General features: G+C 55.2%; 28 protein-coding genes, 1 other RNA gene and 1 other annotated feature. Of the genes, 14 read left to right on the forward strand and 15 right to left on the reverse strand.

Going from position 1 to position 26244, the window contains the following annotated elements:
- Window positions 1-33: 33 nt before the first annotated feature.
- From dnaX to PZBJ_RS10235, 3 genes are all read right to left on the reverse strand, one after another.
- Window positions 34-2013: a DNA polymerase III subunit gamma/tau gene (gene dnaX, locus PZBJ_RS10225; protein ID WP_101762397.1), complete on the reverse strand. Its 1980-nt coding sequence runs from the start codon at window positions 2011-2013 to the stop codon at window positions 34-36.
- Window positions 631-692: a sequence feature (DnaX frameshifting element), on the reverse strand. Its footprint overlaps the gene before it by 62 nt.
- Before the next feature lie 151 nt (window positions 2014-2164).
- The gene (gene apt / locus PZBJ_RS10230) at window positions 2165-2716 is read right to left on the reverse strand and encodes an adenine phosphoribosyltransferase (protein WP_101762398.1); all 552 of its coding nucleotides are present in this window, start codon (window positions 2714-2716) and stop codon (window positions 2165-2167) included.
- A 149-nt stretch (window positions 2717-2865) separates the two neighbouring features.
- Window positions 2866-3249 (reverse strand): DUF454 family protein, encoded by a 384-nt coding sequence (locus tag PZBJ_RS10235; protein WP_101762399.1) that lies wholly within the window; start codon window positions 3247-3249, stop codon window positions 2866-2868.
- A 58-nt stretch (window positions 3250-3307) separates the two neighbouring features.
- On the opposite strand from PZBJ_RS10235, the gene priC reads away from it, so the two are divergent.
- From priC to rsmS, 3 genes are read left to right on the forward strand one after another with little or no spacing between them, the layout of a single operon-like run.
- Window positions 3308-3820, forward strand: coding sequence for a primosomal replication protein PriC (gene priC / locus PZBJ_RS10240; protein WP_101762400.1), 513 nt, complete (start codon window positions 3308-3310; stop codon window positions 3818-3820).
- Window positions 3821-3872: 52 nt separating this feature from the next.
- Window positions 3873-4118, forward strand: a complete 246-nt coding sequence (locus PZBJ_RS10245) for a GlsB/YeaQ/YmgE family stress response membrane protein (protein ID WP_101762401.1) — start codon at window positions 3873-3875, stop codon at window positions 4116-4118.
- An 8-nt stretch (window positions 4119-4126) separates the two neighbouring features.
- Window positions 4127-4285, forward strand: a complete 159-nt coding sequence (rsmS, locus tag PZBJ_RS10250; protein ID WP_101762402.1) for a pleiotropic regulatory protein RsmS — start codon at window positions 4127-4129, stop codon at window positions 4283-4285.
- Here the strand turns inward: rsmS and acrR are convergent.
- Complete coding sequence (gene acrR, locus PZBJ_RS10255; RefSeq protein ID WP_101762403.1) at window positions 4272-4910, reverse strand: multidrug efflux transporter transcriptional repressor AcrR; 639 nt, start codon at window positions 4908-4910, stop codon at window positions 4272-4274. The genes rsmS and acrR overlap by 14 nt on opposite strands.
- Window positions 4911-5052: 142 nt before the next feature.
- On the opposite strand from acrR, the gene PZBJ_RS10260 reads away from it, so the two are divergent.
- The 4 genes from PZBJ_RS10260 (at window position 5053) to ykgO (ending at window position 9972) form a co-directional block, all read left to right on the forward strand.
- Window positions 5053-6243, forward strand: a complete 1191-nt coding sequence (locus PZBJ_RS10260; RefSeq protein WP_101762404.1) for an efflux RND transporter periplasmic adaptor subunit — start codon at window positions 5053-5055, stop codon at window positions 6241-6243.
- A 16-nt stretch (window positions 6244-6259) separates the two neighbouring features.
- Entirely contained in the window at window positions 6260-9409 is a 3150-nt protein-coding gene (locus PZBJ_RS10265) for a multidrug efflux RND transporter permease subunit AcrB (RefSeq protein WP_101762405.1), read from the forward strand.
- A gap of 149 nt (window positions 9410-9558) precedes the next feature.
- Window positions 9559-9816: a type B 50S ribosomal protein L31 gene (locus PZBJ_RS10270; protein WP_101762406.1), complete on the forward strand. Its 258-nt coding sequence runs from the start codon at window positions 9559-9561 to the stop codon at window positions 9814-9816.
- Between the two features lie 15 nt (window positions 9817-9831).
- Complete coding sequence (ykgO, locus tag PZBJ_RS10275; protein WP_008103894.1) at window positions 9832-9972, forward strand: type B 50S ribosomal protein L36; 141 nt, start codon at window positions 9832-9834, stop codon at window positions 9970-9972.
- A 44-nt stretch (window positions 9973-10016) separates the two neighbouring features.
- Here the strand turns inward: ykgO and PZBJ_RS10280 are convergent, their stop codons facing one another.
- From PZBJ_RS10280 to PZBJ_RS10290, 3 genes are read right to left on the reverse strand one after another with little or no spacing between them, the layout of a single operon-like run.
- Entirely contained in the window at window positions 10017-10895 is an 879-nt protein-coding gene (locus tag PZBJ_RS10280; protein ID WP_101762407.1) for a metal ABC transporter substrate-binding protein, read from the reverse strand.
- A gap of 22 nt (window positions 10896-10917) precedes the next feature.
- A complete protein-coding gene (locus PZBJ_RS10285) occupies window positions 10918-11757 on the reverse strand; it encodes a metal ABC transporter permease (RefSeq protein WP_101762408.1) in 840 nt (279 codons plus the stop codon).
- Entirely contained in the window at window positions 11754-12410 is a 657-nt protein-coding gene (locus PZBJ_RS10290; protein ID WP_101762409.1) for a metal ABC transporter ATP-binding protein, read from the reverse strand. Before PZBJ_RS10290 ends, PZBJ_RS10285 begins: the two co-directional genes overlap by 4 nt.
- A 340-nt stretch (window positions 12411-12750) precedes the next feature.
- Here PZBJ_RS10290 and PZBJ_RS10295 point away from each other — a divergent pair, with 340 nt between their 5' ends.
- The 3 genes from PZBJ_RS10295 (at window position 12751) to PZBJ_RS10305 (ending at window position 13872) form a co-directional block, all read left to right on the forward strand.
- Complete coding sequence (locus PZBJ_RS10295; RefSeq protein ID WP_101762410.1) at window positions 12751-13104, forward strand: hypothetical protein; 354 nt, start codon at window positions 12751-12753, stop codon at window positions 13102-13104.
- A 147-nt stretch (window positions 13105-13251) separates the two neighbouring features.
- A complete protein-coding gene (tomB, locus tag PZBJ_RS10300) occupies window positions 13252-13629 on the forward strand; it encodes an Hha toxicity modulator TomB (RefSeq protein ID WP_007886936.1) in 378 nt (125 codons plus the stop codon).
- Between the two features lie 24 nt (window positions 13630-13653).
- Entirely contained in the window at window positions 13654-13872 is a 219-nt protein-coding gene (locus PZBJ_RS10305) for a hemolysin expression-modulating protein Hha (protein WP_007886938.1), read from the forward strand.
- 129 nt (window positions 13873-14001) lie between these two features.
- Here the strand turns inward: PZBJ_RS10305 and ffs are convergent.
- Window positions 14002-14098, reverse strand: an RNA gene (gene ffs / locus PZBJ_RS10310) — signal recognition particle sRNA small type.
- A 177-nt stretch (window positions 14099-14275) separates the two neighbouring features.
- Between ffs and PZBJ_RS10315 the strand changes: the two genes are divergently transcribed.
- Window positions 14276-14587 (forward strand): MGMT family protein, encoded by a 312-nt coding sequence (locus tag PZBJ_RS10315; RefSeq protein WP_101762411.1) that lies wholly within the window; start codon window positions 14276-14278, stop codon window positions 14585-14587.
- A 188-nt stretch (window positions 14588-14775) separates the two neighbouring features.
- Here the strand turns inward: PZBJ_RS10315 and PZBJ_RS10320 are convergent, their stop codons facing one another.
- Window positions 14776-15333 (reverse strand): YbaY family lipoprotein, encoded by a 558-nt coding sequence (locus tag PZBJ_RS10320; protein ID WP_101762412.1) that lies wholly within the window; start codon window positions 15331-15333, stop codon window positions 14776-14778.
- Window positions 15334-15538: 205 nt separating this feature from the next.
- On the opposite strand from PZBJ_RS10320, the gene tesB reads away from it, so the two are divergent.
- On the forward strand, window positions 15539-16402 hold the full coding sequence (tesB, locus tag PZBJ_RS10325) for an acyl-CoA thioesterase II (protein ID WP_101762413.1): 864 nt from the start codon (window positions 15539-15541) through the stop codon (window positions 16400-16402).
- Window positions 16403-16473: 71 nt separating this feature from the next.
- Here the strand turns inward: tesB and amtB are convergent, their stop codons facing one another.
- The 5 genes from amtB to PZBJ_RS10350 form a co-directional block, all read right to left on the reverse strand.
- On the reverse strand, window positions 16474-17763 hold the full coding sequence (gene amtB / locus PZBJ_RS10330; protein WP_101762414.1) for an ammonium transporter AmtB: 1290 nt from the start codon (window positions 17761-17763) through the stop codon (window positions 16474-16476).
- 33 nt (window positions 17764-17796) lie between these two features.
- Window positions 17797-18135, reverse strand: a complete 339-nt coding sequence (glnK, locus tag PZBJ_RS10335; protein WP_007886947.1) for a P-II family nitrogen regulator — start codon at window positions 18133-18135, stop codon at window positions 17797-17799.
- 259 nt (window positions 18136-18394) lie between these two features.
- Window positions 18395-20170, reverse strand: a complete 1776-nt coding sequence (locus PZBJ_RS10340) for a SmdB family multidrug efflux ABC transporter permease/ATP-binding protein (RefSeq protein ID WP_101762558.1) — start codon at window positions 20168-20170, stop codon at window positions 18395-18397.
- Window positions 20163-21932, reverse strand: coding sequence for a SmdA family multidrug ABC transporter permease/ATP-binding protein (locus tag PZBJ_RS10345; protein ID WP_101762415.1), 1770 nt, complete (start codon window positions 21930-21932; stop codon window positions 20163-20165). Before PZBJ_RS10345 ends, PZBJ_RS10340 begins: the two co-directional genes overlap by 8 nt.
- Before the next feature lie 23 nt (window positions 21933-21955).
- The gene (locus PZBJ_RS10350) at window positions 21956-22417 is read right to left on the reverse strand and encodes an Lrp/AsnC family transcriptional regulator (RefSeq protein WP_101762559.1); all 462 of its coding nucleotides are present in this window, start codon (window positions 22415-22417) and stop codon (window positions 21956-21958) included.
- Window positions 22418-22532: 115 nt separating this feature from the next.
- Between PZBJ_RS10350 and PZBJ_RS10355 the strand changes: the two genes are divergently transcribed.
- Complete coding sequence (locus PZBJ_RS10355; protein WP_101762416.1) at window positions 22533-23567, forward strand: PLP-dependent cysteine synthase family protein; 1035 nt, start codon at window positions 22533-22535, stop codon at window positions 23565-23567.
- Window positions 23568-23601: 34 nt separating this feature from the next.
- On the opposite strand, the gene cof is transcribed toward PZBJ_RS10355, so the two are convergent.
- On the reverse strand, window positions 23602-24423 hold the full coding sequence (gene cof / locus PZBJ_RS10360) for an HMP-PP phosphatase (protein ID WP_101762417.1): 822 nt from the start codon (window positions 24421-24423) through the stop codon (window positions 23602-23604).
- A 93-nt stretch (window positions 24424-24516) separates the two neighbouring features.
- Here cof and PZBJ_RS10365 point away from each other — a divergent pair, with 93 nt between their 5' ends.
- Window positions 24517-26232, forward strand: coding sequence for an SgrR family transcriptional regulator (locus PZBJ_RS10365; protein WP_101762418.1), 1716 nt, complete (start codon window positions 24517-24519; stop codon window positions 26230-26232).
- Window positions 26233-26244 lie beyond the last annotated feature (12 nt).

Raw genomic sequence — 26244 nt, forward strand, 5'->3', positions numbered from 1 at the left:
GGGGCTGCGCGCAGTTGACGCGCGGCAGCATGTTCACACCGGTCGAATACTCTCTTCATCCAAATCGGCATCGAAGAATCGACGCAATGTCTGAATATGGGTATCGCTTTCGATCGACTGTCGCGCCTGCGACAGCTTCTCTTCATAAATGGCCTGGCGCCACTCCAGTGGCGTCAATACCGTAGGATTATCGTCTTCAATAATCGTCAATTCAACCGGCTGACCGGCAGACTGACTTAGCGCTTCCGCCAGCGCCTGCCTGGCAGAAGCTGAATTCAGATGGCGCTGACTGCTGCGCAGATGCAGCGTAACGCCGGCTTCGCCCACCTCTTTCCACGCATTGAGCGCCACTTGCTGCACCAGTTTCGGTAGCGTCAGCGCGGCGATTTCAGCAGCCCACGCATCGCGCTGCTGGGCTTCTTCCGCCAGACGCAGCGCCAGCTCAGGGGTTTTCTCATGCTCCAGTGCCGAACGCAAGGCTTTTGGCGTCGCCACCGGCTCCGCTTTAACCTCTACCGGCAGCTGCGTTTTCCAGCGATAAGCTTCCGGTTTGGCCGGGGCTTTTACCGTGGGTTCAGACGCACGTTGTTGCACACGTTCAGTGACGCTAGCGAGACGTTCCAGCGCCGGATTCGCCGGCCGCGCGGAACGCGCTGCCGGCTCACTCTTTTTTGCTTTGCCGGCTCCCTGACGCAGCAACTGCGTTCGCGCCTGTAACAACTGGCTGGTGGAGTCAGGTAACGGATCGGGCGCGGGCTGCATGTCTGGATAATCATCCGACACCGGCGGCGCGTCAGGGTTCGGCGGTGCCATCTGCGGCTGCGCAGCCGGTGCGGGCGCGGCTTTCGCTGCGGCTTGTGGCGCAGCAACCTGCGGGGCAGCTTGTGGCGTCAAGGTGGGACGCGCCACCGGCTCCGCAATCGTTGCCTGCGGATGGAACGCCAGCGCCCGCAGCAGCGTCATCTCTACGCCTAAGCGCCGATCCGGTGCCAGCGGCAGATCTTTACGTCCCATCAACAACGTTTGGTAATAGAGCTGCACGTCAGCCGGTGGCAACACGCGGGCTAACTCGCGCAGGCGATCGGCCTGGCTGAGATCGTCCTCGCTGAGCGAGCTTGGCAGCAGCTGCACCATCGCAATGCGGTGCAGTAAACGCAGCATCTCGACCAGCAGCGCTTCCCACTCAACCCCACGCGACGCGGCCTGATTCAGCAGCGCCATCACCTGTTCGCCCTGGCCATCCACCAGCGCTTCAATCAGCGCCAGCGGCTGTTCATCGTCGAGCGTGCCGAGCATTTGTGCCACGGTGTCACGCGTTACGCTGCCCTGCCCCATGGCAATCGCCTGGTCGGTCAGGCTCAGCGCATCGCGCATGCTGCCGTCAGCGGCGCGTGCCAGCAGATGCAGCGCACGCGGTTCGGCAGCAATCTGCTCCTGCTGCAACACATGCGTCAGCTGCTGCTGGATTTGCTCCACGTCCAGCGCTTTGAGATGGAATTGCAGGCAGCGGGACAAAATCGTCACAGGCAGCTTCTGCGGATCGGTGGTCGCCAGCAGGAATTTAACGTGCGATGGCGGCTCTTCCAGCGTTTTCAGCAGCGCGTTAAAGCTGTGACGCGACAGCATGTGCACTTCATCGATCAGATAGACCTTGAAGCGACCGCGCGCTGGCGCGTACTGCACGTTATCGAGCAGATCGCGCGTATCTTCAACTTTGGTGCGTGATGCGGCATCGATCTCAATCAGATCGACAAAACGGCCCTGCTCGATTTCGCGGCAGTTATCGCATTGCCCGCACGGCGTTGACGTGATGCCGGTTTCACAGTTAAGCCCCTTCGCCAGCAGACGGGCGATCGAGGTTTTCCCGACGCCGCGTGTGCCAGAAAAGAGATAAGCATGATGGATTCGTCCCAGTGACAACCCGTTGGCCAGCGCAGTCAGCACATGTTCCTGACCGACTACGTCAGCGAAGGCCTGGGGACGCCATTTTCGCGCAAGTACCTGATAGCTCATGTGGATTCAATCACTGGAATTTAGGGAGAAGGGAGAAAATGCAGCTTCGCAAACCCTGTTTATTTTGGCAGTAGTTTAACAGCCACCAGCGGATCAGCAACCACTAACTTTGCAGAGGTGGCGCCCCGCCGTGCAGCGGAGCGCGCAGGCCTTAGTGGCCGGGGAAATTCACCAGGCTGAAGCACTCGACGCCCATAGCAGTCAGGCGGGCTTCACCGGTCAGGTCAAACAGATTAATCACGAATGCGGCGTCTTTCACTTCTCCACCGGCGCGGCGGATCAGCTTCACCGTTGCTTCCAGCGTGCCGCCAGTCGCCAGCAGATCGTCCACCACCAGCACCACATCGCCTGGTTTAATGGCATCTTTGTGCAGTTCCAGCGCATCGGTGCCGTACTCCAGCTCGTAGCTTTCGCTGAAGGTGTCACGCGGCAGTTTGCCCGGCTTACGCACCGGCACAAAACCCACGCCCAAACCCAGCGCCACCGGTGCGCCAAACAGGAAGCCACGCGCTTCCGTTCCCACCACCTTGGTGATGCCTTTGTTACGATAACGCTCCACCAGAATGGCGATCGACGCGGCATACGCCTGCGGATCTTCCATCAGACTGGTCACGTCACGGAACAGAATGCCCGGCTTCGGATAGTCAGGAATGCTTTTAATGCTGTTTTTGATGAGTTCAAGCTGCTGCGCAGTTGCGGTCATAAATGTTACGCCTGGAGAAAATATCTAATACGCGCAGCTTCTCTAGCGCCAAACCCCGGAAACCGGGTTAAGCGAAGTCGTTTATAAGGGAAGCCACGCACGAAGATGCCCAAATCTATGCAAATACCCGGCTAAATGCAACCCTCACGCTACTGTTGTGGCGGGTTGGCATCCTCGGTTACAACCGGAATGCGCCACATAAAAAGCAGCAGCAGGCACAGCATCGCGCCTAACAGGATGCGCACCCACAGCAGGTTTACTAAATAAAGGGACACCGAAAAGGTAATCACAATCAGCAACATGGCGCGCCCTTTGGCGCCGGGCGGCATGGCACGATGCTGCTGCCAGTGGCGAATAAAGCGACCAAACGGCGACTTCCATAGCAACCAATGATGGAAACGCGGCGACGAGCGGGCAAAACACCAGGCCGCCAGCAACACAAATGGCGTCGTCGGTAATAAAGGTAATACAATGCCCAGCGTACCTAGCACAATCGCCAGCCAGCCAAGGCTCAGTAGTAAAATGCGCTGCATGCCTGATGCCTGAATAAGTCAAAAACAGCGTTACGTTAACACAGTCGGAAACAGAGTGATGCCCCAACCGCCCGCCCAGCAACGTCTCCATGCCATGTTAGAGTTACTGCGCCAGCAGATTGCGCAGCAGCCGGATGGTGCCTGTCGTCAGCCCCGTTTTGATTCTCACCTGTTTCGCACCAGCGGCACGCGTCTGGCGGATTATCTGCGCGAACTGGAAGGCAATGTGACGCAGTTAACCGCTGCTGACACTGATGTGGCGCGCCGTCAATGGCTGGCGGAGAAAGTGCTGGATCAAATTGCCGCATTACAGCGCGAATGCCAGAGCCAGCAGCTGCGCGTCAAGCGCGAGCGGCCACGTGTCGATGCACGCCAGGCCAAGCGTGAAGAGTATCAAGGCTACGAAAAACGCTTACTGGCGATGATTGCGCAGCGCGAGCAGCATCTGGCGCGCGCTGAAACGCTGAGCGTTCAGCAGCAGTTAATTCGTGAAGTCGATCAGCTGCAAGAACGTTTGGCACGCTGCCGCGCCGCTATCTACAAACTGGAGTTGCCGCCTATGCCGCGCTGAACGCGGCGCTTTTTCCTCTATACTCATTGCGGTGAGAAAAAGGAGTAAAATCATGACGCTGGTATTATGGATTGTGATCGGTTTAGCGGCAGGCTGGCTCAAACGGGTGATTTTTCCCGGTCGTCCGGGAGGATTTGTGCCGACGTTGGTGCTGGCGGTGATTGGCGCGCTGATTGGCGGCTATATCGCCACCTACTTCACCACCGGCGATCTGGCCGCCCTGCATCCAGCCGGTTTCGCCAGCGCACTGCTGGGCGCACTATTAATGCTGCTGGTCGCGGCGAAATTACGTATTTAGGAGAAAAAATGTCACTGGACAGCGCACCCGACGACATCAAACTTGCCGTCGATCTGATTCAACTGCTTGAAGAGAATAATGTCCCTACCGCCACCGTGCTGGCTGCGTTGGCGATTGTTCAGCGGGATTATGAGCAGAAACAAGCGGCGGAAATCAAGGCCGACTAAGCAGCGTTGGACTTAGGCGCAACATATCAAGAAACGCATCCACCAGCTGAGGCGCATCGGCTGCCAAATCAAAACTTTGCGGGTTGAACAGCCAGCTTTCCATCATGCCATTAATATAGCCGCGCATCAGTAGCGCCGCCTGACGCGTATTCAGGTTCTCAGGCAATTGGCTGGCATCAATACAAAGACGTAGTACAGTTTCAATTCGATCGTAACACGCTTGCAGTAAGCTCTGCTGCATATCCTGTAACGTCGACATTTCGCCAACAAACTCACATTTGTGAAAGATAATCTCCATTAATGCGCGTCTTTGCGGATCCTTTGCTGTGGCGTCAAGGATATAGATCAACATAGAACGAACAACAGAAAGTGGATCGCCCGGGTATTTTGTCTGATACTCAAGTTCCACATCGTCCAGCCCAGCGTCACAACGCAGCCAGATTTCCTGTAAGAGATCGGCTTTATTTTTGAAGTGCCAGTAGATAGCCCCGCGCGTGACGCCGGCCGCTGTTGCGATATCCGCCAGAGACGTGGCGGCCACACCATGTTCGGAAAAGTGTGCTAATGCGGCGTCAAGAATTTGATGCCGTGTTTCAAGAGCTTGCGCTTTGGTTTTTCGTGCCATGCTGGGCTTTTTTTACAAACTTGTAAGTTTACATACATTTGTGAATGTATGTACCATAGCATGACCCGTGTTTTAACGCAGCAATGGGTTTATCGGTTTGTGATCCATTGATCATTTGATATCGGACACTAGAGGTTTATTTATGAATAAAAACAGAGGATTAGCGCCTCTGGCGGCCGTCCTGATGCTATCAGGCAGCTTTGTGTTAACAGGATGTGATGATAATAAATCCCAGCAAGCCGCCCAGCAGCAGCCCCCAGAAGTGGGTGTTGTAACGTTAAAAAACGAACCCTTGAAAATTACCACCGAGCTGCCGGGCCGTACCTCGGCTTTCCGCGTTGCGGAAGTTCGCCCTCAGGTGTCAGGAATTATCCTCAAGCGTAATTTTGTTGAAGGTAGTGATGTAAAAGCCGGTCAGTCGCTGTATCAGATTGATCCCGCCACCTATCAGGCGGCCTACGACAGCGCTAAAGCGGATCTCGCCCAGGCTGAAGCCAATGCGCGTGTTGCGCAGTTAACCATTACTCGCTATAAGCCGCTGCTGGGTACTAAGTACATCAGTCAGCAGGACTATGACACCGCCGCAGGCACCGCAGCTCAGACTGCTGCAGCCGCCCAGGCTGCGCGTGCCAACGTCGAAACTGCGCGCATCAATCTGGCGTATACCAAAGTGACGTCACCTATCAGCGGCCGTATTGGTAAATCGTCGGTAACCGAAGGTGCGCTGGTTTCCAACGGGCAAACCACTGCCCTGGCGACCGTGCAACAGCTCGATCCTATGTATGTCGATGTGACCCAATCCAGTGATGATTTCCTGCGTCTGCGCGCAGAGCTGGAATCCGGTCAGCTGAAACAGAACGACGGTAAGGCCAACGTCACCCTGCTGATGCAAAACGGTAACGCATACCCGCAGACAGGCACATTGGAATTCTCTGATGTGAGCGTGGATGAAACCACCGGCTCGATCACGCTGCGCGCCATCTTCCCGAACCCGGACAATCGCCTGCTGCCAGGCATGTTTGTTCGTGCGCGTCTGGATGAGGGCACCAATCCCACCGCACTGCTGGTGCCGCAACAGGGCGTAACACGCACCCCAACCGGTCAGGCAACCGCAATGGTGGTTGGCGCAGATAATAAAGTGGAATCCCGTAACATCACCGCTAATCAGGCATTTGGCGACAAATGGCTGGTGACGGAAGGTCTAAAAGAAGGCGATCGGGTGATCACCACCGGTATCCAGCGTGCCAAACCGGGTGCGCAGGTGACGCCAAAAGAAGTCTCCGATGATGCCAAAGCTGCACCAGAATCACCGTCTGCTAAATCATCGTCATAACAGGAGCCACTGATACATGGCTAAGTTCTTTATTGATCGCCCCATTTTTGCGTGGGTGCTCGCCATCATCATCATGTTGGCCGGTGTGCTATCGATTATCAGCCTGCCGATTGAGCAATATCCCAATGTTGCACCGCCGGCGGTTGAAATCCAGGCCACCTATCCGGGTGCTGATGCGAAAACGCTGCAAGATTCGGTGACGCAGGTCATCGAGCAAAACATGAACGGTATCGATGGACTGATGTATATGTCCTCGAGCAGTGACTCGTCGGGTACATTGACGCTGACGCTGACCTTCCAATCCGGTACTGATGCCGATATCGCGCAGGTTCAGGTGCAGAACAAACTGCAGCTGGCCACGCCGTTACTGCCACAGGAAGTACAGCAACAGGGTATTCAGGTTAAGAAATCCTCTAGCAGCTTCCTGATGGTGGCGGGTTTTGTCAGTGATGACGGCACCATGACGCAGAATGATATTTCTGACTATGTTGCTTCAAACATCAAAGATCCGGTCAGCCGTATGCCGGGTGTCGGTGATACCCAAGTGTTTGGTGCGCAGTATGCGATGCGCATCTGGCTGGACCCACACAAGCTGAACAACTATTCACTGACACCAGTGGATGTGATCAACGCGCTGAAAGTCCAGAACACCCAGATCGCCGCGGGTCAGTTGGGCGGTACGCCACCTGTACCGGGCCAACAGCTGAATGCCTCGATCATTGCGCAAACCCGTCTGACATCGACAGATGAGTTCGGCAATATTCTGCTGAAGGTGAATCAGGATGGTTCGCAGGTACGTCTGCGTGACGTGGCGAAGATTGAACTCGGTGGTGAAAACTACGAGATCATCGCGCGTTATAACGGCAAACCGGCTTCCGGTATCGGTATCAAACTGGCCACTGGCGCTAATGCACTGGACACCGCCGATGCGGTGAAAGCTGAACTGGCGAAACTGGAGCCGTTCTTCCCGGCAGGCATGAAAACGGTTTATCCGTACGACACCACACCGTTCGTGAAAATTTCGATTTTCGAAGTGGTGAAAACGCTGTTCGAAGCAATCGTGCTGGTGTTCCTGGTGATGTATCTGTTCCTGCAAAACTTCCGTGCGACGCTGATTCCAACCATCGCCGTTCCTGTTGTGTTGCTCGGAACCTTTGCGATCATCAGTGCCTTTGGCTACTCGATAAACACCCTGACGATGTTCGGGATGGTGCTCGCCATCGGCCTGCTGGTGGATGACGCCATCGTGGTGGTAGAGAACGTCGAACGTGTAATGGCGGAAGAAGGCTTACCGCCGAAAGAAGCGACCAAACGTTCGATGGAGCAGATTCAGGGCGCATTGGTCGGTATTGCCTTGGTGCTGTCAGCGGTATTTATTCCAATGGCGTTCTTCGGTGGTTCAACCGGCGTCATTTATCGCCAGTTCTCCATCACCATTGTTTCGGCGATGGCGCTGTCGGTGCTGGTGGCGTTGATCCTGACGCCTGCGCTTTGTGCCACCATGCTGAAGCCGGTGGAGAAAGGTGCTCACGGCAAAACCACCGGTTTCTTCGGCTGGTTTAACCGCCTGTTTGATAAGAGCACCAACCACTACGTTGATAGTGTCGGTCATATCATTCGCAGCACCGGCCGTTACCTGCTGATTTATCTGGTGATCGTGGTCGGCATGGCGTACCTGTTCCTGAAACTGCCTACCTCATTCCTGCCGGAAGAGGATCAGGGTTTGTTACTGGCGCAGGCGCAATTGCCAGCCGGTGCTACCCAGGAACGTACCCAGAAAGTATTGGATCAGGTGACGGATTACTTCCTGACCAAAGAGAAAGACAGCGTTAACTCCGTGTTTACCGTTAACGGCTTCGGCTTCGCCGGTCGTGGACAGAACACCGGTATTGCGTTCGTCAGCCTCAAGCCGTGGGATGAGCGTGGCGATGCCAACCTGAAAGTGCCTGCGATTGCCGGTCGTGCCATGCAGGCGCTCGGTCAAATCAAAGATGCGATGGTGTTCCCGTTCAACCTGCCAGCGATTATCGAACTGGGTAACGCCACCGGCTTCGACTTCATGCTGACCGATCAGGGCAACCTGGGTCACGAGAAGCTGACCGCCGCGCGTAACCAGCTGTTTGGCATGATCGCCCAGCATTCGGATACGCTGGTGGGTGTGCGTCCAAACGGCATGGAAGATACGCCGCAGTACAAACTGATCATCGATCAGGAGAAAGCGCAGGCGCTGGGTGTGTCGCTGTCGGACATCAATACCACGCTGGCTTCAGCATGGGGCGGTTCTTACGTCAACGACTTCATCGACCGCGGTCGCGTGAAGAAGGTGTACGTTATGGGCAAGGCCGATTCACGTATGTTGCCGGACGATATCAGTAAATGGTACGTGCGCAACAGCGGCGGCACCATGGTACCGTTCTCCGCCTTCTCTTCGGCGAAGTGGCAGTACGGTTCACCGCGTCTGGAACGTTACAACGGCTTGCCATCGATGGAGATTCTGGGCCAGGCTGCGCCAGGCAAGAGCTCCGGTGATGCCATGAACCTGATGGAAGAGTTGGCAGGAAAACTGCCGGCGGGTATTGGTTACGACTGGACCGGCATGTCCTATCAGGAACGCTTGTCAGGTAACCAGGCTCCGGCGCTGTATGCTATCTCACTGATTGTGGTGTTCCTGTGTCTGGCCGCGCTGTATGAGAGCTGGTCGATTCCGTTCTCGGTCATGTTGGTGGTACCGCTGGGTGTTGTCGGCGCACTGATCTTCACCACGCTGCGCGGCTTAAGTAACGACGTCTACTTTGTGGTGGGCTTGTTGACTACCATAGGATTGTCGGCGAAGAACGCCATCCTGATTGTCGAATTCGCCAAGGATTTGATGGAGAAGGAAGGTAAAGGGTTGGTGGAATCCACGCTGGAAGCATCCCGTATGCGTCTGCGTCCGATTCTGATGACCTCACTCGCCTTTATCCTCGGCGTAATGCCGCTGGCGATCAGCACCGGTGCGGGTTCTGGCGCACAAAATGCGGTAGGTACCGGCGTAATGGGCGGGATGGTAACAGCGACCGCGCTGGCTATCTTCTTCGTTCCGGTGTTCTTCGTGGTGGTACGTCGCCGCTTCAGTAAGAACAAAGGTGACCTGGAACACGGTCATCCGGTTGAGCACAAACACTAAGTTTTACTCTTCCCTAAAAGGCCGCTGATGCGGCCTTTTTTATTGCTGTTCCCCTGCCCCACCAAAATCCCTGCGTTTTTCACGGTTGCAATCAGCCATGTTCGGGCTCATACTATTGTTATAGTATAACATTACATAGCGAGGTTACTATGAAACCGAATATCCATCCTCTTTATCGCCCAGTGGTGTTCCACGACACCTCGGCCAACGAATACTTTAAAGTCGGCTCCACCATCAAAACCGAGCGCACCATTGAGTATGAAGGTGAAGTGCTGCCGTATGTCACGCTGGATGTCTCGTCAAAATCCCACGTGTTCTACACCGGCAAGCAGAAAGACTTTGCTAAAGAAGGCAGCACCGCGCGCTTCAACCAGCGTTTCGGCAGCTTCCTGTCGCGCAACAAGTAACGCTGGAGAGAACAGATGCAGGTATTGAGTTCATTGCGCTCTGCAAAAACGCGCCATAAGGATTGCAAAGTCGTGCGTCGTAAAGGTCGCATCTATGTGATTTGCAAAACTAACCCGCGCTTTAAGGCGGTTCAGGGAAGAAAGAAAAAAAGGTAGGAAAGTGTCGTGATAGTTGGCCGGGATGCTCCCCGGCCTTTTTTTTACTTCATGCTATGCAGAATAGCGTCAACATTGTGTTTGAACGCGGCGACATAGGTCGCTGCTGGGCCATTCGCTTCCGACAGCGCCTCAGGATAAAGTTCCCCGCCCGGCTGCGCGCCGGTTTCGCTGGCAATCTGTTTTACCAGTCGCGGATCGGTTTGATTCTCCATGAAGTAGGTTTTGATGTGCTCGGCCTTAAGTTGTTGGATGATCGAGGCCACGTCGCTGGCGCTGGCTTCCGCTTCGGTAGAGAAGCCCACCGGCGCAAGGAAACTGACGCCATAACGTTGGCCAAAGTAGCCAAAGGCATCATGACTGGTCAGCACTTTACGCTTGCTCTTCGGCACTTCGGCAAAGGCATTTTTCGCCCAGCTATCCAGCTTCTGCAGCTGCTGAATGTAACTTTCACCGCTTTTACGAATATCCGCCGCATCTTCTGGATCGGCTTTGATCAGCGCATTCATCACATTAGTGGCGTAGATCACACCGTTTTGCATGCTGTTCCACGCATGCGGATCGGTGATGCTTTTGCCGTCCTCTTCCATCTTGCGCGTGTTGACACCGTTCGATGCCACTACGATGGTGCCTTTATAGCCTGACGCGCTGATCAGGCGATCCATCCAGCCTTCCATGCCCAAACCGCTCACGAATACCACATCCGCCTTCGACAGCGCCTGGCTATCCTGCGGCGTCGGTTCGAAGGTGTGCGGATCGCCATTCGGCCCGACCAGCGATTTCACGTTAACGTGGTCGCCACCAACCTGTTTAACGATATCCGCCAGCACGGTAAAGCTCGCCACAACATCAACGCTTTTCGCCAGCGACAGCGGGCTTGCCAGCATGGCGCCAATCGCCAGACTCAGCGGTAACTTTTTCATTCCTATCCCCTTATTGGTTTGGTTATCGACGGCGCAACAGGCCGCCACATGGTCCTGTCAAAACAGAAAGCAGAAACAGCACCGCAGCACTGAGCACCACCGCCGGTCCAGCCGGCAGCGAGAAATGCCACGAAAGAATCAGGCCGATAAATGCTGAGACGATCGCCAGCAGCATGGCGATGCCGAGCATGTAAGCCAGATGGCGGCTCCAGAAGCGTGCGCTGGTGGCCGGCAGCATCATCAATCCCACCGACATCAGCGTGCCCAGCACCTGAAAGCCTGCCACCAGATTGAGCACCACCAGCATCAGAAACAGACCGTGCACCAGCGGAGCGCTCCATTTGCCCTGAGCGCGCAGGAAATCGGGATCGAAGGCATCGATCACCAGCGGACGGAAGATCACCGCCAGCAGCAGCAAGGTCGTAGCCGCAATGCCGCCAACCAGCAGAATCGCCGCGTTATCCACCGCCAGCAGCGATCCAAATAACACGTGCAACAGATCGACGCTGGAGCCGCGCAGCGACACCAGTGTGACGCCGAGTGCGAGAGAGCCGAGGTAAAAGCCGGAAAAACTGGCATCCTCTTTGAGATGCGTATAACGGCTAACCGCTCCCGAGAGCAGCGCCACCGCCAATCCGGCAATCAGGCCGCCGATACCCATCGCCACCAGCGATAATCCCGACACCAGATAACCAATCGCCGCGCCGGGTAACACAGCATGCGATAACGCATCGCCGACCAGACTCATGCGGCGCAGGGAAAGGAAAACGCCCAGCGGCGTGGCGCTGATCGCTAATGCAACGCAGGCCACCAGCGCACGGCGCATAAAACCAAATTCGATAAAGGGTTGGAGTAATGTCACGACGCCACCCTATGCAACGTTGGAGTTTGTGCGGCATCAGCGTCATCGAGCGATAGCACATCCTGAAAATAGCGCGCCACCAGCGGACGATCGTGTAGCACGACTAATAACGTGGTGCCCGCCTGCTGCTGCTGTTCGAGGATCGACATCAGCAAGGTGACGGTTTGGCTATCAATGCCGTTGAAGGGTTCATCCAGCAGCCACAGCTGGCTGCGCTGCAGCATTAAGCGCGCGAACAGCACGCGCTGCAGTTGCCCGCCAGATAACGTCGATGGCTGCGCATCGGCGAACTCACGCATTTGTACCGCATCCAGCGCGGCATCGATTTCCAGGCGCAAGGCGCGATTGATACCACCAAACCAGCCGCAGCGTGGCCAGCAGCCCATCGCCACCAGTTCATAGGCAGTAAGAGGAAAGCGGGTTTCGAGTTCACTGCGTTGCGGTAACCAGCCCAGGGCTTTGCGTGGGATGTGCAATTCGCAGTTGCCGGAAATTGGCGGTAGTAAGCCAGCAATGGTTTTTAGTAATGTCGATTTGCCGGTGCCGTTAGCGCCAATCAGCGCCGTCATGCTGCCCGTTGCCAGCTCCCCGTTAACGACCGGCGTCACCGCACGGCCTTGATAACCGGCTTGTAAGCGGTTGAAATGCATCATTTCTGCATGCCCCAATATAAGGCCAGCGCTAGCAAGGCAATCAGCATCAGTGCAACCAGCAAACGGCCGCCAAGGGAAAGAAGTAAACCGCTGTGATTCATACTCAACAACCAATAATGTTATAACATAACAATTATCATACCCGACTCATCCTCCATTGCGCCTAAGCAAAAGTGTTTCAAAAGTTGATCGATTATGAAGATAGCCGCGTTAATTCGCCGTTTCGCCATGAATGTGTTATGAAACCCATCACAACGATTACTCTTTCTGTTTATTAGCGACTTGCAATATCACTCAATAAGCTCAATGATAGAAACATCATTCTTTTACTGGATACAAAATGCCGTCTATTATTCATTGTGATATTGCTGTGGATGAGGACGATTGCGAAAAGTTGGTCAGAATTATCCAGGGGAATATTCTCAAAATAGCCGAGGCATTAGCCGGTGATTTACAGTGGTATTCTCAAAACGCGCAATTAGTTCCCGATAGCTTCCAGATTATTTCTATTCAACCAACCGACAATAATCGATTTAAAATGCTTTACGATTTCAGCTGGAATTTATTTAATCCTTGCCTGGATTTAAATGAAACGTTTACGCGTCGTGAAGAAGTGTTGTTTCAGGTAAAGCCCGGCGCGCTGGTGTTTGACGTGATTGACAATGAGCGCCCCTCTCCCGCCGATGAATTGTAATATTTGGTAATTGAGGTGAGCAAAGCTAATGATTGTGGATTACATTTAAGGAGTCGCTGAATTCAATTTTATTCGATATCGCTTCCTGGTAGCTTTTCTTAATCTCGCCGCGCTGCGGTAACTGTGCTAGCTATGGAGGGGAAAAAGATGGACGAATACTCACCGAAACGGCATGATATTGCCCAGCTTAAATACCTGTGTGAGAACCTGTTCGACGAAAGTATGGCGACATTGACTGACAGCCATCATGGTTGGGTTAATGATCCTACTTCGGAAAGCAATTTACAGCTCAACGATTTGATTGAGCATATCGCTTCTTTCACGATGAATTACAAAATTAAGCACGTTGAAGATGAAGCCCTGATTACGCAAATCGATGAATATCTTGACGATACCTTTATGCTGTTCAGCAGCTATGGAATCAATACTCAGGATCTACAACGGTGGCAGCGTTCAGCAAAACGCTTATTTAATCTGTTTGCCGAAGAGTGCGCTTATCTCCAACAACCTAGCCATTCCTTTTAGCACCAGACTGAGACCGGTTTATTTATGAGCAACCAAGCCTTAACTAAAACAGATTATTTGATGCGACTGCGCCGCTGTCGCTCAATCGATACCCTTGAACGGGTTATCGAAAAAAACAAGTATGAATTACCTGATAATGAACTCGCGGTATTTTATTCGGCAGCCGATCATCGTCTGGCTGAACTGACCATGAATAAGCTTTACGATAAAGTACCGGTTTCTGTCTGGAAGTTCGTCCGCTAAGTTTTTCCCCTAACAGCCGATCTGCACCATCATCGTTTTGATCAAGGATTGAATCACCGGCAAAGGATTGCCAGATTTCTCTGTGCGTAAAATTCTGTGGAGTATGAGGCGGGTACAAATTGGTGGGGGCCCTGCCAGCTACATCCCGGCACACGCGTCGCCTGCTGCGGCTGCTTCCTTCCGGATCTGACCGAGTTCACAAGTTAGCATTGCGGGAGAACCAACAGGGCCCCCATTGACAAGCCCTCATTTCGAGAGCGCAGGCATTATCAAGTATGCCCCTGGCAATTGCAAGCGCAGGCCCGACAACCGTTGGTTTCTTGCACAAGCACACAGCAATGCGCTGATGTCTACCCTTCTGCATGCTAAAGTTTGCCCTTTCCTGATGAAAATAGGTGCGCATATGAGCGACCAACACAATTTCTCTGAGCGCGTGTGGCAAATCATCGCAGCCATTCCGCCAGGAAAGGTCACCACTTATGGTGATGTTGCGCAATTAGCGGGTTCGCCGCGCGCGGCTCGTCAGGTAGGTGGCGTATTACGCCGTTTGCCGGAAGGCAGTAAATTACCCTGGTTTCGCGTTATCAATCGCCATGGCCGCATTTCATTACAGGGTGACGACTTATTTCGTCAGCGCGATGCGCTGGAAGCGGAGGGGATTGAAGTGAGTGATGCTGGGGAGATCGAGTTAGAGAAATATCGGTGGGAAATTTAGCGGTGCGATATGTCGCGCACAAGCCCGCTGCCAATCGCACTGAACGCTGCACGCTGCACGCTGGAAGGCATCGTTGTGGAGTAAAGCGTCACACGCCATGGATGGCGTGTGCCGGGCGATCAGGGACGAGACAGCGACTTTACGGAACAATGATGCTTTCCGGCGCTCTCCCGTCCCATCAATCGAAATTACAGACTTGTCGGTGCCGGCACCGAAGCAGATGGCGTCACCTGCGTAGGTGAAGTCGAAGGCACTGTTGTTGCTGCTCCCGGCTGGGTTTGCATCGCGACGTTAGTCACTGGCACCAACAGCAGTTCGGCTTTTGTTCCGCCCTGATTAATCACCGGTTTCACCGTATCGGTGATAAATGCCAGCTTGCCATCAATCGAAATCGCCGCACTCAACAGAATGCGCGCGTTCGGCTGGATGTCAGCCGGGTTAAACGGCAAGACAAACTGGAACGGCGACTGTTTCCCTTCCGTACGCACCACGCGCTGCGACAGCACTTTCGAAGGCGCGTCGGCCAGCGATGCATCTGATAGCGTAACGGTCAGCACAGAATCCGGCGGCAGCGCAATGCGCTGGCGGATATACACCGAACCACTGACATTAGGCTGCGTAATCGCGGCCTGCTGCCCCGCTACCGCTGAGCCGAGTGTAGGTGTGGCAACCGGCTTGCTGTGGTCCGCACAACCGGTAATCGCCGCAGCCAGGGTCATACCGCTAATAACTTGCCAGAGTTTCATCGATGTCGTCTCCTTATGAACACTATGATTGTCGGCGGTAAATTCATTGCTTAGCTTTTCAGCCGCCGAATGACCTTAATTCTGGCACAAATATCGGCATTGCGCCTAAACCCTCCGCCAGCCCGCTGAAATCGCGGCAAAATCATTGACGGAAACTGGTCGGATCTTTCACACTGACGCGATAAGTCACGCTGAGGAATCCGCTATGAGCCAGGCACTGCACAACCTGCTTAATTTATTAAATCTGGAAAAACTGGAAGAAGGCCTGTTTCGTGGTCAGAGCGAAGATCTGGGCTTGCGCCAAGTGTTTGGTGGCCAGGTAGTCGGCCAGGCGCTGTATGCCGCGAAACAAACGGTGCCGGAAGAGCGCATCATTCACTCCTTCCACAGCTACTTTCTACGTCCGGGCGATAGCCAAAAAGCCATCATTTATGATGTCGAAACGCTGCGTGACGGCAAAAGCTTCAGCGCACGCCGCGTTAGCGCGGTACAGAATGGTCAGCCGATCTTCTACATGACGGCTTCGTTCCAGGCACCTGAAAGCGGCTTCGAGCATCAGAATGAAATGCCGCAGGTGCCGGGCCCGGATAATCTGCCATCGGAACAGGATTTGGCGAAGAAGCTGGCCGCGCATCTGCCACTCAAGCTGAAAGAAAAATTCCTCGCCGAGCGTCCGCTGGATATTCGTCCGGTGCAAATTCATAACCCGCTGAAAGGCCACGTCGATGAGCCGCTGCGTCAGGTGTGGATTCGTGCCAACGGCGAGTTACCGGCCGATCGTCGTATCCATCAATACCTGCTGGGCTATGCCTCGGATCTCAACTTCCTGCCGGTGGCGCTGCAGCCGCACGGTAAAGGCTTCCTCGAAGCCGATATGCAGGTTGCAACCATCGATCACTCAATGTGGTTCCATCGTCCGTTCGACTTGTCTGAATGGCTGCTGTACAGCGTGGTGAGCACTTCCGCCTCGGGCGCGCGCGGTTTTGTGCGGGGTGAGTTTTATACCCAGGATGGCCGACTGGTGGCGACCACGGTGCAGGAAGGCGTGATGCGCCAACGCGACGCATAAAAAAAGGGGCGATAAAATCGCCCCTCTGTTTTTTTATAATTTTAGCGCACTGCTCTTCTTTAGCGCGGCGGTTACTGGTTGTAAGCGTTCTCGCCGTGGCTGTTTACATCCAGACCTTCACGTTCCTGATCTTCCGGAACACGCAGGCCAACAATCATATCCGCCAGTTTGAAGCCGATGAAGGCTACAACTGCAGTCCAGACGATGGTCACACCCACGCTGAACAGCTGAATCCAAACCTGATGGCCCATGGTCACGCCTTCTGCGTAGCCTACGCCGCCCAGTGAAGAGGACGCGAACACGCCGGTCAGGATACAACCAAGGATGCCACACACGCCGTGCACACCGAACACATCACATGGGTCATCAACGCGCAGCCATTTCTTCAGGGTTGTTACGCCCCACAGACCGGCTAAACCACCCGCCAGACCTATAATCAGCGCGCCGCCGACACCCACATAACCACAAGCAGGGGTAATCGCCACCAGACCGGCGATGAAGCCCGAGCAGGCGCCAAGCAGAGAAGGTTTACCGCGTACCGCCCACTCGCCAAACACCCACGACAGCACCGCACCTGCGGTAGCCACCACGGTATTCAGGAACGCCAGCGCAGCGATTTCGTTAGCTGAGGAAGCAGAACCAGCGTTGAAGCCGAACCAGCCCACATACAGAATCGCGGTACCGAGGAACACCATCGGCAGGTTGTGTGGTTTGAAGGCCTCTTTGCCGAAACCAGCACGTTTGCCCACCAGATAAGCCCCCACCAGGCCTGCAACGGCGGCGTTGATGTGAACCACGGTGCCGCCCGCGAAGTCGAGCGCGCCATCTTGCGCCAGCAAGCCACCAGCCCATACCATGTGTGCGATTGGCAGATAAGCCAGCGTCAGCCATACCACCACGAAGATCAATACCGCAGAGAAGCGAATACGTTCAGCCAGCGCACCAACAATCAGGCCGACGGTGATACAGGCGAAGGAAGCCTGGAACGCGATGTGAATGTATTGATAGAAGCTGCCCATCAGCGCTTTCAGCTCAATATTTTTCAGCATCGCCCACTGGAAGCTACCGAAGAAGGCGTTGCCTTCACTGAACGCCAGTGAATAGCCGTAAATTACCCACAGCACGCAAACCAGTGAGAAGGTCACCGCAACCTGCGTCAGCATCGACAGCACGTTCTTGCCGCGAATCAAACCGCCGTAGAACAGCGCAATGCCGGGAATCGACATAAACAGTACCAAGGCGGTACAGATCATCATAAAGGCGTTATCGGCTTTATCCGCTACTGCAGGGGCTGCCGCCATCGCCAGAGAAGGTAACAGCGCAAGGCTGGTGAGGCCCAACTTCGTTATCAGTTTATTCATTTCTTTCCATCCCATCACAATTCAGAGCCCCAGTTACAGTGCTGCTTCGTCGGTCTCGCCGGTACGAATACGAATGACGCGCTGCAGTTCTGCGACGAAAATCTTGCCGTCGCCAATTTTGCCGGTATACGCGGCTTTGCTGATGACATCGACCACTTCATCAAGTTGGTCGTCCGCAATAGCGATATCAATTTTTACTTTTGGCAGGAAGTTAACGCTGTACTCGGCACCGCGATAAAGCTCTGCGTGACCTTTCTGGCGACCAAAACCTTTAACCTCGGTAACGGTCAGTCCCTGAATGCCAATAGAGGATAAGGCTTCACGCACGTCCTCCAGCTTAAATGGTTTGATTACCACGGTAACCAGCTTCATACGTTCCCCTCCGGATAAGAAATTGAGTGAGTCTTCGCGGACACGTAGGGATATAAGCAAAGGCTGTGCCATAAATAAAAAAAGGGGAATGTCAGTAGCATAGGCGCGCTGCATCACGCTTCGTTATGTGAAGCACAGCGCAGATTGCGGAGGAGGAAGAGGAAAGGTGTTGCAATATTGCACTTCTTTGGTGCTTCAAGCCTCAAAGAAGTGCATCAATACAGAACATTCCGATAAAACTGTGCAAAAAAGGTGCAATTCACCCTTCGGCTTGTACGGGGATGCCCGCCGCGAGTTCATCGCCGGCCTGCTGCAGCTGATACATCTGCCAGTAACGGCCCTGCTCGGCCAGCAGCTCAGCATGCGTACCGCGTTCAACCACCTGACCGCGATGCAGCACTAAAATCTGATCGGCTTCGGTAATGGTGGAAAGGCGATGCGCAATCACCACCAACGTGCTGTGCTGGCGTAGTGCACGTAACGCCTGCTGAATCGCCTGTTCCGTGCCGGAATCGATATTGGCCGTGGCTTCGTCGAGGATCAGGATTTGCGGTAATGACACCAGCACGCGCGCCAGCGCCAGCAGCTGTTTCTGCCCAACCGACAGATTATTGCCCTGCTCGCCTAAACGCGTATGGATGCCGTCCGCCATGCTGCGCGCCAGCGGTGCCAGCTGCACCGTCTCCAGCGCCTGCCACACCTGATCTTCCGGGATATCGCGCCCCAAACGCACGTTGGCCAGCAGCGAATCCGCCAGCACCACCGGATCCTGTTGCACCATCGCAACGCTTTGACGTAAAGCGGCGTGCGACAGCTGCGGCAGCGGGCGGCCATCCAGTTCGATACTGCCGCGCGTCACCGGGTAATAGCCCATCAGCAGATTCGCCAGCGTGCTTTTCCCGCTGCCGGTGTGCCCCACCAGCGCAACAAAATGACGCGCCGGCACTTCGAGATTGATGTGGCTGAGCACATCGCGATTATCGCGATAGGCAAAGCTCACATCCCGCAGCGAGATGCTGCCGGAGGCCAGCGGCAGACTATCGCTGCCGTAACCTTGCTGCTCCGCATCCATCAGTTCGAAGATACGCTCGCCGGACACCACCGCCTGTTGCAGCATCGACTGCTGCGTGGTGAGTTCAATCAGCGGTTCATTGAGGCGGCCAAGATAGGTAATAAAGGCATACAGCACACCGACTTCAAACACGCCCGGCGTGGCGAAGCTGAACAGCGTCAGCAAACCGCACAGAATCATGGCCGAAAACAGACTCAACAACGGGCGCAACAAAAAGCCATCCAGCCGCAGCGTTTCCATACGTGCCAGATAGTGTGAACGGCTGGCTTCGCCCATGCGTTCACCAAAGCGCGCCTGCTGGCGGAACTGCTGGATCACGCTCATGCCGTTAATCACTTCATTGAAGCCGTTGTTGATGTCCGCCAGATAGCTGCGCACGCGACGCGCAATCGGCGTGCTAAAGCGCTGATAAATCATCATCACCGTCAGCACCAGCGGGAAAATCACGATCGCTACCAACGCCATGCGCCAGTCGAGGGAGAACATCGCCACCAGCATCGCGCCAATCAACGCGGCAGCCCGCAACACTGTGGCCACCACGGTAACGTAGAGATCTTTGATCACTTCGGTGTCATTGGTGACGCGCGAGATGATTTGGCCGACCGGCTGCGTATCGAAGGCGCTGAGCGGCTGGCGCAACGCCGCGTTCATCACGTCCACGCGCAATTGCTGCACCACGCCAATCGCCGCGCGGTTAAACAGCAACGCCTGAAAATAGTGCAAACCGGCGGCCAGCAATTGCAGCAGGACAAAGCCCACCAGCAGGCCCGCGACGACGCCCCACGGCATCTGATGTTTCGCCACCAGATTATCGATGAAGTAGCTTACCAGCACCGGTCCGGTCACTTCGGCTGCCGCCGCAATCCACAGCATGCCGACCGCCAGCCACAGCGATTTACGCCACGGTTTGCCATACGCCAGCAGTCGTTTCAGCGTCGGCCATAAACGTTGTGATTTAGCCACGGCTTGCTCCTTCTGCCACTTCATCGTCATCCAGTGCGGCTTCCAGCTGCTGATAACGGTACATATCGCGATACCAACCCTCTTTGCCCGCCAGGGTGTCATGATCGCCACGCTGCGTCACGGCGCCGTGCTGCAGCACCAGAATTTCGCTGGCCTCGGTAAGTGCCGAAAGACGATGCGCGCTGATAATCAAGGTGCGCCCTTTGCCCCACTGACGCAGGTTATGCAGGATGTCATGTTCAGTGCGGCCATCAACCGCCGACAGCGCATCATCCAGAATCAGGATTTCGGCATTCAGCAGCAGCGCGCGTGCAATCGCGATGCGCTGCTTCTGTCCGCCCGATAACATCACGCCGCGTTCGCCCACTTCGGTCTCATAACCTTGTGGCAGGCGCAGAATATCATCGTGCACGCAGGCCATGGTTGCCACACGCTCCAGCTCTTGCTGCGTCGCATTCGGGCGACCCAGCGCCAGATTGGCGGCAATGGTGTCAGAGAACAGGAAAGGCGTCTGGCTGACGACCGCCAGCCGGCTGCGCCAGCTATCGAGCCGCAACTGCGGCAGCGGTGTATTGTGGTAGCGAATATCGCCCTGATCGATGTCGAAGTGGCGCTGAATCAAGCTTAGGAGCGTGCTCTTGCCGCAGCCGGTTGGCCCACATAATCCCAGCATTTGGCCCGGTTTTAACTGGAAATTAAGATGGCTCAGCACCGGGCCAGAGCTGGCCGGATAGCGGAACTCACGAATAGCGACCTGCAGGATGCCAGGTTCGGGCGGTAACACTTTCTGTCCATCTTCAACCGCTGGCGCTTCCGCCAGCAATGAACGGATACGGCTCCACGCCGCACTGCCGCGCTCAACGATGTTGATCATCCACGCCAGCGCCAGCATCGGCCAAATCATCAGGCCGAGGTACATCACAAAGCTGGTGAGTTGCCCGAGCGTCAAACTGCCGTTCCACACCATCCAGCCGCCACCGGCAATCGCCAGCAGGTTGGAGAAGCCAACGGCGATATAAATGATCGGATCGAATCGCGCATCCACGCGCGCCACATGCAGGTTTTTCTTGCCGGTATCAGCAGCGATGCCGGCAAACTGCTGCGACTGGTGATCTTCGAGACCAAATGCTTTGATCATACGGATGCTGGTCAGGCTTTCCTGGGTTTGATCGTTCAGGCTTGAAAACGCCGCCTGCGCCACTTTAAAACGTTGATGCAAGCGGGCACCGTCTTTCTGGATGGCGAAAGCCATAATTGGCATCGGGATCAGCGCCAGTAACGTCAGTTGCCAGCTAATTTGGGTACTCATCACAATCAGCACCACCAATCCCATCACCAGCGAATCCACCAGCGTCAGCACGCCTTCACCGGCGGCAAACACCACGCGATCCACATCATTGGTGGCGCGGGCGATCAGATCGCCCGTGCGATGGCGCAGATAAAATGCCGGATGCTGGCGGCTGAGCTGGCGATAGAAATCTTCACGTAGCTCAACGGCTAATTGATAGGATGCGCCAAACAACAGCACGCGCCAGACGTAGCGCAGCAGATAGACAATCACCGCCGTCACCAGCATCACGCCGATCCACATTAAGATCTGCCCGGCGCTTAAATTATGCTGGGTGACGCCGTCGACAATCACGCCAACCACGTGCGGTGGCAGCAATTGCAGTAAGGCAATAACGATCAGCAAGCTGACGGCGCCCAGATATCGCCGCCACTCGCGCAGGAAATACCAACTTAACTGGCTGAATAATTGCACAAGCGTGTCTCTTTCTGTGCCCGTTAGGGCGCTACCGGCAAGGCGGTGGTGTATTTAATCTCTTCCATGGCAAAACTGGAGGTCACATCTATCAGTCCCGGTACGCCGTTCACCAGGCGCTTATAAAAGCTGTCGTAACTCTTCATGTCCGCGACCTGAATGCGCAGCAAATAATCGTACTCGCCCGCCATGCGGTAAAACGCCATCACTTCCGGCATTTGCTGCACCACGGCGACAAATTGCTTAAACCACTCGCTGCTGTGCTGCTGAGTTTTGACAAACATAAAAGCGGTAAGTGACAGACCGATTTTTTCGCTGTCCACCAGCGCCACACGCGCACGAATAATGCCATCATCTTCCAGTTTTTTCAGGCGTTTCCAGCACGGCGTGGTTGTGAGGTTCACCGCATCGGCCAACGTCTGCAGCGACAACGTGCAATTCTGCTGCAGCATTGCCAGCAAAGCGCGGTCAGTTTTATCTAACATTTGCCACTCCCGGAGAAAAATTTTCTCTAAGCGCACCATTATACCGTGATTAAAGCAACCTCTTTTTCCTGCCAGTGCCTTACACTGTGCGCAATAATGATTACGGAAATGCCACATGCAAACGCCCTGGGTTCGCCGCGCCATCAATGAAATTAACGCCGATTTTCAGCGCTCTGCGGATACGCATCTGATCCGCTTTAAGCTGGATGATTATCCCGGCATTCACTTCTATCTCAAGGATGAAAGCACGCATCCCAGCGGCAGCTTAAAACATCGACTGGCGCGTTCCCTGTTTCTCTATGGCTTGGCGAATGGCTGGATCCACGAAAATACGCCGATCATTGAAGCCTCATCCGGCAGTACTGCGGTATCGGAAGCTTACTTCGCGCGTTTGCTCGGTTTGCCCTTTATCGCTGTGATGCCCGCCAGCACCGCGAAACGCAAAATCGAGATGATTGGTTTTTACGGTGGCGAGTGCCATTTCGTCGCCGATCCCTGCCAGCTGTACAGCGAATCCGAGCGTTTAGCACGTGAACTCAACGGCCACTTTATGGACCAGTTCACCTATGCTGAGCGCGCCACCGACTGGCGCGGCAACAACAATATTGCCGAAAGCATTTTCCGCCAGATGTCACACGAACCCTTCCCGGTGCCGCATACGGTGATCATGAGCGCCGGTACCGGCGGCACCTCGGCAACGCTGGGCCGCTATATCCGCTATCAGGGCCATGACACGCGCCTGCTGGTGGTCGATCCGCAGCATTCAGTGTTCTTTGATTACTGGCAGAGCCGCGACAAAACGCTGCGCAGCGAACGCGGTAGCCTGATTGAAGGCATTGGTCGTCCGCGCGTGGAACCGTCGTTTTTACCCGACGTGATTGACGAGATGATGAAAGTGCCGGATGGCGCGACTATCGCTGCGATGCTGCAGCTGGAAAAGGTGCTGGGACGTCGCCCTGGCGCTTCAACCGGCACCAACTTCTGGGGCATGATGCAGGTGGCAAAACGCATGCGGGAAAACGGCGAGCAGGGTTCTTTAGTGACGTTGCTGTGTGACAGCGGTGAGCGCTATCCCGACACCTATTACAATGCGCAGTGGGTAGAGCAGAATATCGGCGACATTGCGCCGTGGGTGCGTGAGCTGCAATAAAAAACCGGACGTCCTGTCCGGTTCACTGTAAGCCTCAGCATTCGGGGGAATAATCGAGGTGTGGTGTGGTCATCCAGTGATTAAGGTAGTGAGACACCGCCTGTGTCTCGCAATGTCCGATAATCGGTAAATGGGGCAACGACGCTTTCAGTTGATGCATGGCGTTGCCCATAATGAAACCGCTGCCAACACGTTCCAGCATTTCGCGATCGTTCATGGCATCGCCAAACGCCATACAATCCGCCAGCGACAGCGAAAGATGCTGGCACAAACGTCCCAATGCCGCGCCTTTATGGCAATCGACCGGCAACACCTCCAGACAATCCCACGCAGAGAAGCAAATGTTGGCCCGCTCGCCCAACGCGGCCTGCAATTCGCTTTTTAACGCCTGCAACATTTCATGTGGCGCAATAAAACAGATTTTCGTGACTTCATGCGCCGACATCTGACGCAAATCGCGCAGCTGATAATGGAAGCCACTCATCGCATGCGCTTCCAGCGCGCCGAGCAGCGGCTTATCGGTAAACCAGCCCTCATCGTTGAAAACATGAATCGAGGCAGGCGTTTGCCAATGCGTATGAATCACCTCTTCCGCCACTGATGGCGATAAATCGCAGCCGTAAAGTTGGTTGCCTTCCAAATCGTGAATGCGCGTGCCGTTGCCGGTAATCAGCCACGCAGGCAAGGTGATTTGTTCGCGTACTCGCTGCATATCCATGAGATGACGCCCGGTGGCAAACGCCAACGTGACGCTGCGCTGATGCAACGCATGCAGGCTTGCCAGCGTTTCATTACCTAACCGGTGCGAAGGCAGCAACAGCGTGCCGTCCATATCAAATGCCGCGAGGCGAGCCATGCGAATTCTCCTGTCTGAGTGAGGCAGCTACTATCGCCTGGTAATTACGGAACTAATAGTGAATACTTTTTAAAAACTGTTCCGGGTTTAACTATGCGTGAACTTCATCGGGTCAATCAATTTCAGCGCCTGTGGCAACTCAGCCACGGCGAAACTCAACGCCTCAGCGTCGCCGCGATGGCGCAACACTGCTTTTGCAGCGAGCGCCATCTGCGCACGCTGCTGCGTCAGTGGCAGGATGCCGGCTGGCTGCAGTGGCGCGGTGAATCCGGGCGTGGCAAACAGGGTGAGCTAACTTTCCTGGTGTCGCCGGAACAGCTGCGCCAGCAGTTGTTAACGCAGCAACTCGACGCCGGCGAGGCGGTACAGGCGCTGCAGGTGCTCGATCTGCATCCCGAGCGATTAGTAAAATTGCTGCGACCACTGATGGGCGGTCAGTGGCAGAAGCAATCGCCGGTGCTGCGCATTCCTTACTACCGCGCGATGGAGCCGTTGCGTCCGCTGCAGCTGACCGGACGTGCCGAGCAACATCTGGCGCGCCAGGTTTTCTCCGGGTTAACGCGCTTTCGCGATAACGATGTTGAAGGCGATCTCGCTCACCATTGGCAGCATGATGCCAGCGGCCGTGACTGGTATTTCTGGCTGCGCCCACAGCTCAGCTGGCACAACGATGAACCGGTGCAGGCGGCACAGTTGGTTGAGCAACTGCAACAGATCAGGCATTCGCCACGCGGTGCGCGGCTGCTGGCGGCGATTGAACAGATTGAAGCGCCGCATCCGCTAGCGATACATATTCAACTGCGTGAAAGCGATTACTGGCTGCCGCAGCGGCTGGCGCACCAGTTCTGTCTATTACCGCATCCTGAATTCGCCGATATCGGTAGCGGGCCGTGGAAACTCACGCATTTCACCGCTGAGATGGTGCGGCTGGAGAGCCATGCGCGCTGGCATTTGCAGCGCCCGCTGATCCAGCGGATGGAATACTGGATCACACCGCAGCTGTTTGATCGTGATCTCGGCACCAGTTGCAGCCATCCGGTGCAAATCGCCATTGGCGATCCTGACGAACTCGGCTCGCTACGTCCGGTTGATCGCAGTATCAGCCTGGGATTTTGCTATCTGACGCCACGCATCTCGGCGAACTTCAGTGCCGAACAGGCCCAATCGCTGATTGCCCTGATTCAGCGCAGCGGTGTGATTCAGCAACTGCCGCTGGATGAGGGTTTAATCACACCGAGCCATGAGCTGCTTCCTGGCTGGCCGGTACCGCGCGCCGAAAGAGAGACGATTGCACTGCCGCCCACATTAACGCTGCATTACCACTTGCCGGTCGAACTGCATGTGATGGCACAGGCGTTGATTCCACTGCTGGCGCAACACGGCTGCGCCCTCACCTGCATCTTCCATGACGTAAAAAGCTGGCGTGACGATAGCGATCTCAGTGAGGCCGATGTGGTGATGGGCGATCGACTGATTGGCGATGCACCGCTGTTTACGCTGGTGAACTGGCTGGAGAACGATCCGGTCTGGCAGCCGCTGCGCGAACAGGTTCTGCAAACGCCACTGAGCGCGATTGCCCAACAACCTGATGCACTGCAGCGCAGTGAATTGACTCAGCAACTGTTTCAGCAGCTGATGTGCGATGGCCACTTACTGCCGCTGTTTAACTATCGCTATCAGGTTTTTGCGCCGCCCGGCGTGGAGGGCATCCAGCTTAATAGTTTGGGATGGTTTGATTTCATCCGCGCCTGGATTCCGCCGCCAACCACAGCTAGCGCTGTTCAGCCTGCGTCCGAGCCAGTACCATAAGCGCACTGATTT

The sequence above is a fragment of the Pantoea endophytica genome (genome assembly GCF_002858935.1).
Lineage (GTDB): Bacteria > Pseudomonadota > Gammaproteobacteria > Enterobacterales > Enterobacteriaceae > Pantoea > Pantoea leporis.

What these genes read in the sequence shown, in the direction of transcription:
- cof (WP_101762417.1), bottom strand. Translation starts at nt 24,423, where the DNA reads ATGGCTCGCCTCGCGGCATTTGATATGGACGGCACGCTGTTGCTGCCT.
- glnK (WP_007886947.1), bottom strand. Translation starts at nt 18,135, where the DNA reads ATGAAGCTGGTTACCGTGGTAATCAAACCATTTAAGCTGGAGGACGTG.
- tomB (WP_007886936.1), top strand. Translation starts at nt 13,252, where the DNA reads ATGGACGAATACTCACCGAAACGGCATGATATTGCCCAGCTTAAATAC.
- tesB (WP_101762413.1), top strand. Translation starts at nt 15,539, where the DNA reads ATGAGCCAGGCACTGCACAACCTGCTTAATTTATTAAATCTGGAAAAA.
- rsmS (WP_101762402.1), top strand. Translation starts at nt 4,127, where the DNA reads ATGTCACTGGACAGCGCACCCGACGACATCAAACTTGCCGTCGATCTG.
- PZBJ_RS10280 (WP_101762407.1), bottom strand. Translation starts at nt 10,895, where the DNA reads ATGAAAAAGTTACCGCTGAGTCTGGCGATTGGCGCCATGCTGGCAAGC.
- PZBJ_RS10260 (WP_101762404.1), top strand. Translation starts at nt 5,053, where the DNA reads ATGAATAAAAACAGAGGATTAGCGCCTCTGGCGGCCGTCCTGATGCTA.
- PZBJ_RS10245 (WP_101762401.1), top strand. Translation starts at nt 3,873, where the DNA reads ATGACGCTGGTATTATGGATTGTGATCGGTTTAGCGGCAGGCTGGCTC.
- apt (WP_101762398.1), bottom strand. Translation starts at nt 2,716, where the DNA reads ATGACCGCAACTGCGCAGCAGCTTGAACTCATCAAAAACAGCATTAAA.
- PZBJ_RS10350 (WP_101762559.1), bottom strand. Translation starts at nt 22,417, where the DNA reads ATGTTAGATAAAACTGACCGCGCTTTGCTGGCAATGCTGCAGCAGAAT.
- PZBJ_RS10295 (WP_101762410.1), top strand. Translation starts at nt 12,751, where the DNA reads ATGCCGTCTATTATTCATTGTGATATTGCTGTGGATGAGGACGATTGC.
- dnaX (WP_101762397.1), bottom strand. Translation starts at nt 2,013, where the DNA reads ATGAGCTATCAGGTACTTGCGCGAAAATGGCGTCCCCAGGCCTTCGCT.
- ykgO (WP_008103894.1), top strand. Translation starts at nt 9,832, where the DNA reads ATGCAGGTATTGAGTTCATTGCGCTCTGCAAAAACGCGCCATAAGGAT.
- PZBJ_RS10235 (WP_101762399.1), bottom strand. Translation starts at nt 3,249, where the DNA reads ATGCAGCGCATTTTACTACTGAGCCTTGGCTGGCTGGCGATTGTGCTA.
- acrR (WP_101762403.1), bottom strand. Translation starts at nt 4,910, where the DNA reads ATGGCACGAAAAACCAAAGCGCAAGCTCTTGAAACACGGCATCAAATT.
- PZBJ_RS10320 (WP_101762412.1), bottom strand. Translation starts at nt 15,333, where the DNA reads ATGAAACTCTGGCAAGTTATTAGCGGTATGACCCTGGCTGCGGCGATT.
- PZBJ_RS10290 (WP_101762409.1), bottom strand. Translation starts at nt 12,410, where the DNA reads ATGATGCATTTCAACCGCTTACAAGCCGGTTATCAAGGCCGTGCGGTG.
- PZBJ_RS10315 (WP_101762411.1), top strand. Translation starts at nt 14,276, where the DNA reads ATGAGCGACCAACACAATTTCTCTGAGCGCGTGTGGCAAATCATCGCA.
- priC (WP_101762400.1), top strand. Translation starts at nt 3,308, where the DNA reads ATGCCCCAACCGCCCGCCCAGCAACGTCTCCATGCCATGTTAGAGTTA.
- PZBJ_RS10270 (WP_101762406.1), top strand. Translation starts at nt 9,559, where the DNA reads ATGAAACCGAATATCCATCCTCTTTATCGCCCAGTGGTGTTCCACGAC.
- PZBJ_RS10365 (WP_101762418.1), top strand. Translation starts at nt 24,517, where the DNA reads ATGCGTGAACTTCATCGGGTCAATCAATTTCAGCGCCTGTGGCAACTC.
- PZBJ_RS10265 (WP_101762405.1), top strand. Translation starts at nt 6,260, where the DNA reads ATGGCTAAGTTCTTTATTGATCGCCCCATTTTTGCGTGGGTGCTCGCC.
- PZBJ_RS10355 (WP_101762416.1), top strand. Translation starts at nt 22,533, where the DNA reads ATGCAAACGCCCTGGGTTCGCCGCGCCATCAATGAAATTAACGCCGAT.
- amtB (WP_101762414.1), bottom strand. Translation starts at nt 17,763, where the DNA reads ATGAATAAACTGATAACGAAGTTGGGCCTCACCAGCCTTGCGCTGTTA.
- PZBJ_RS10305 (WP_007886938.1), top strand. Translation starts at nt 13,654, where the DNA reads ATGAGCAACCAAGCCTTAACTAAAACAGATTATTTGATGCGACTGCGC.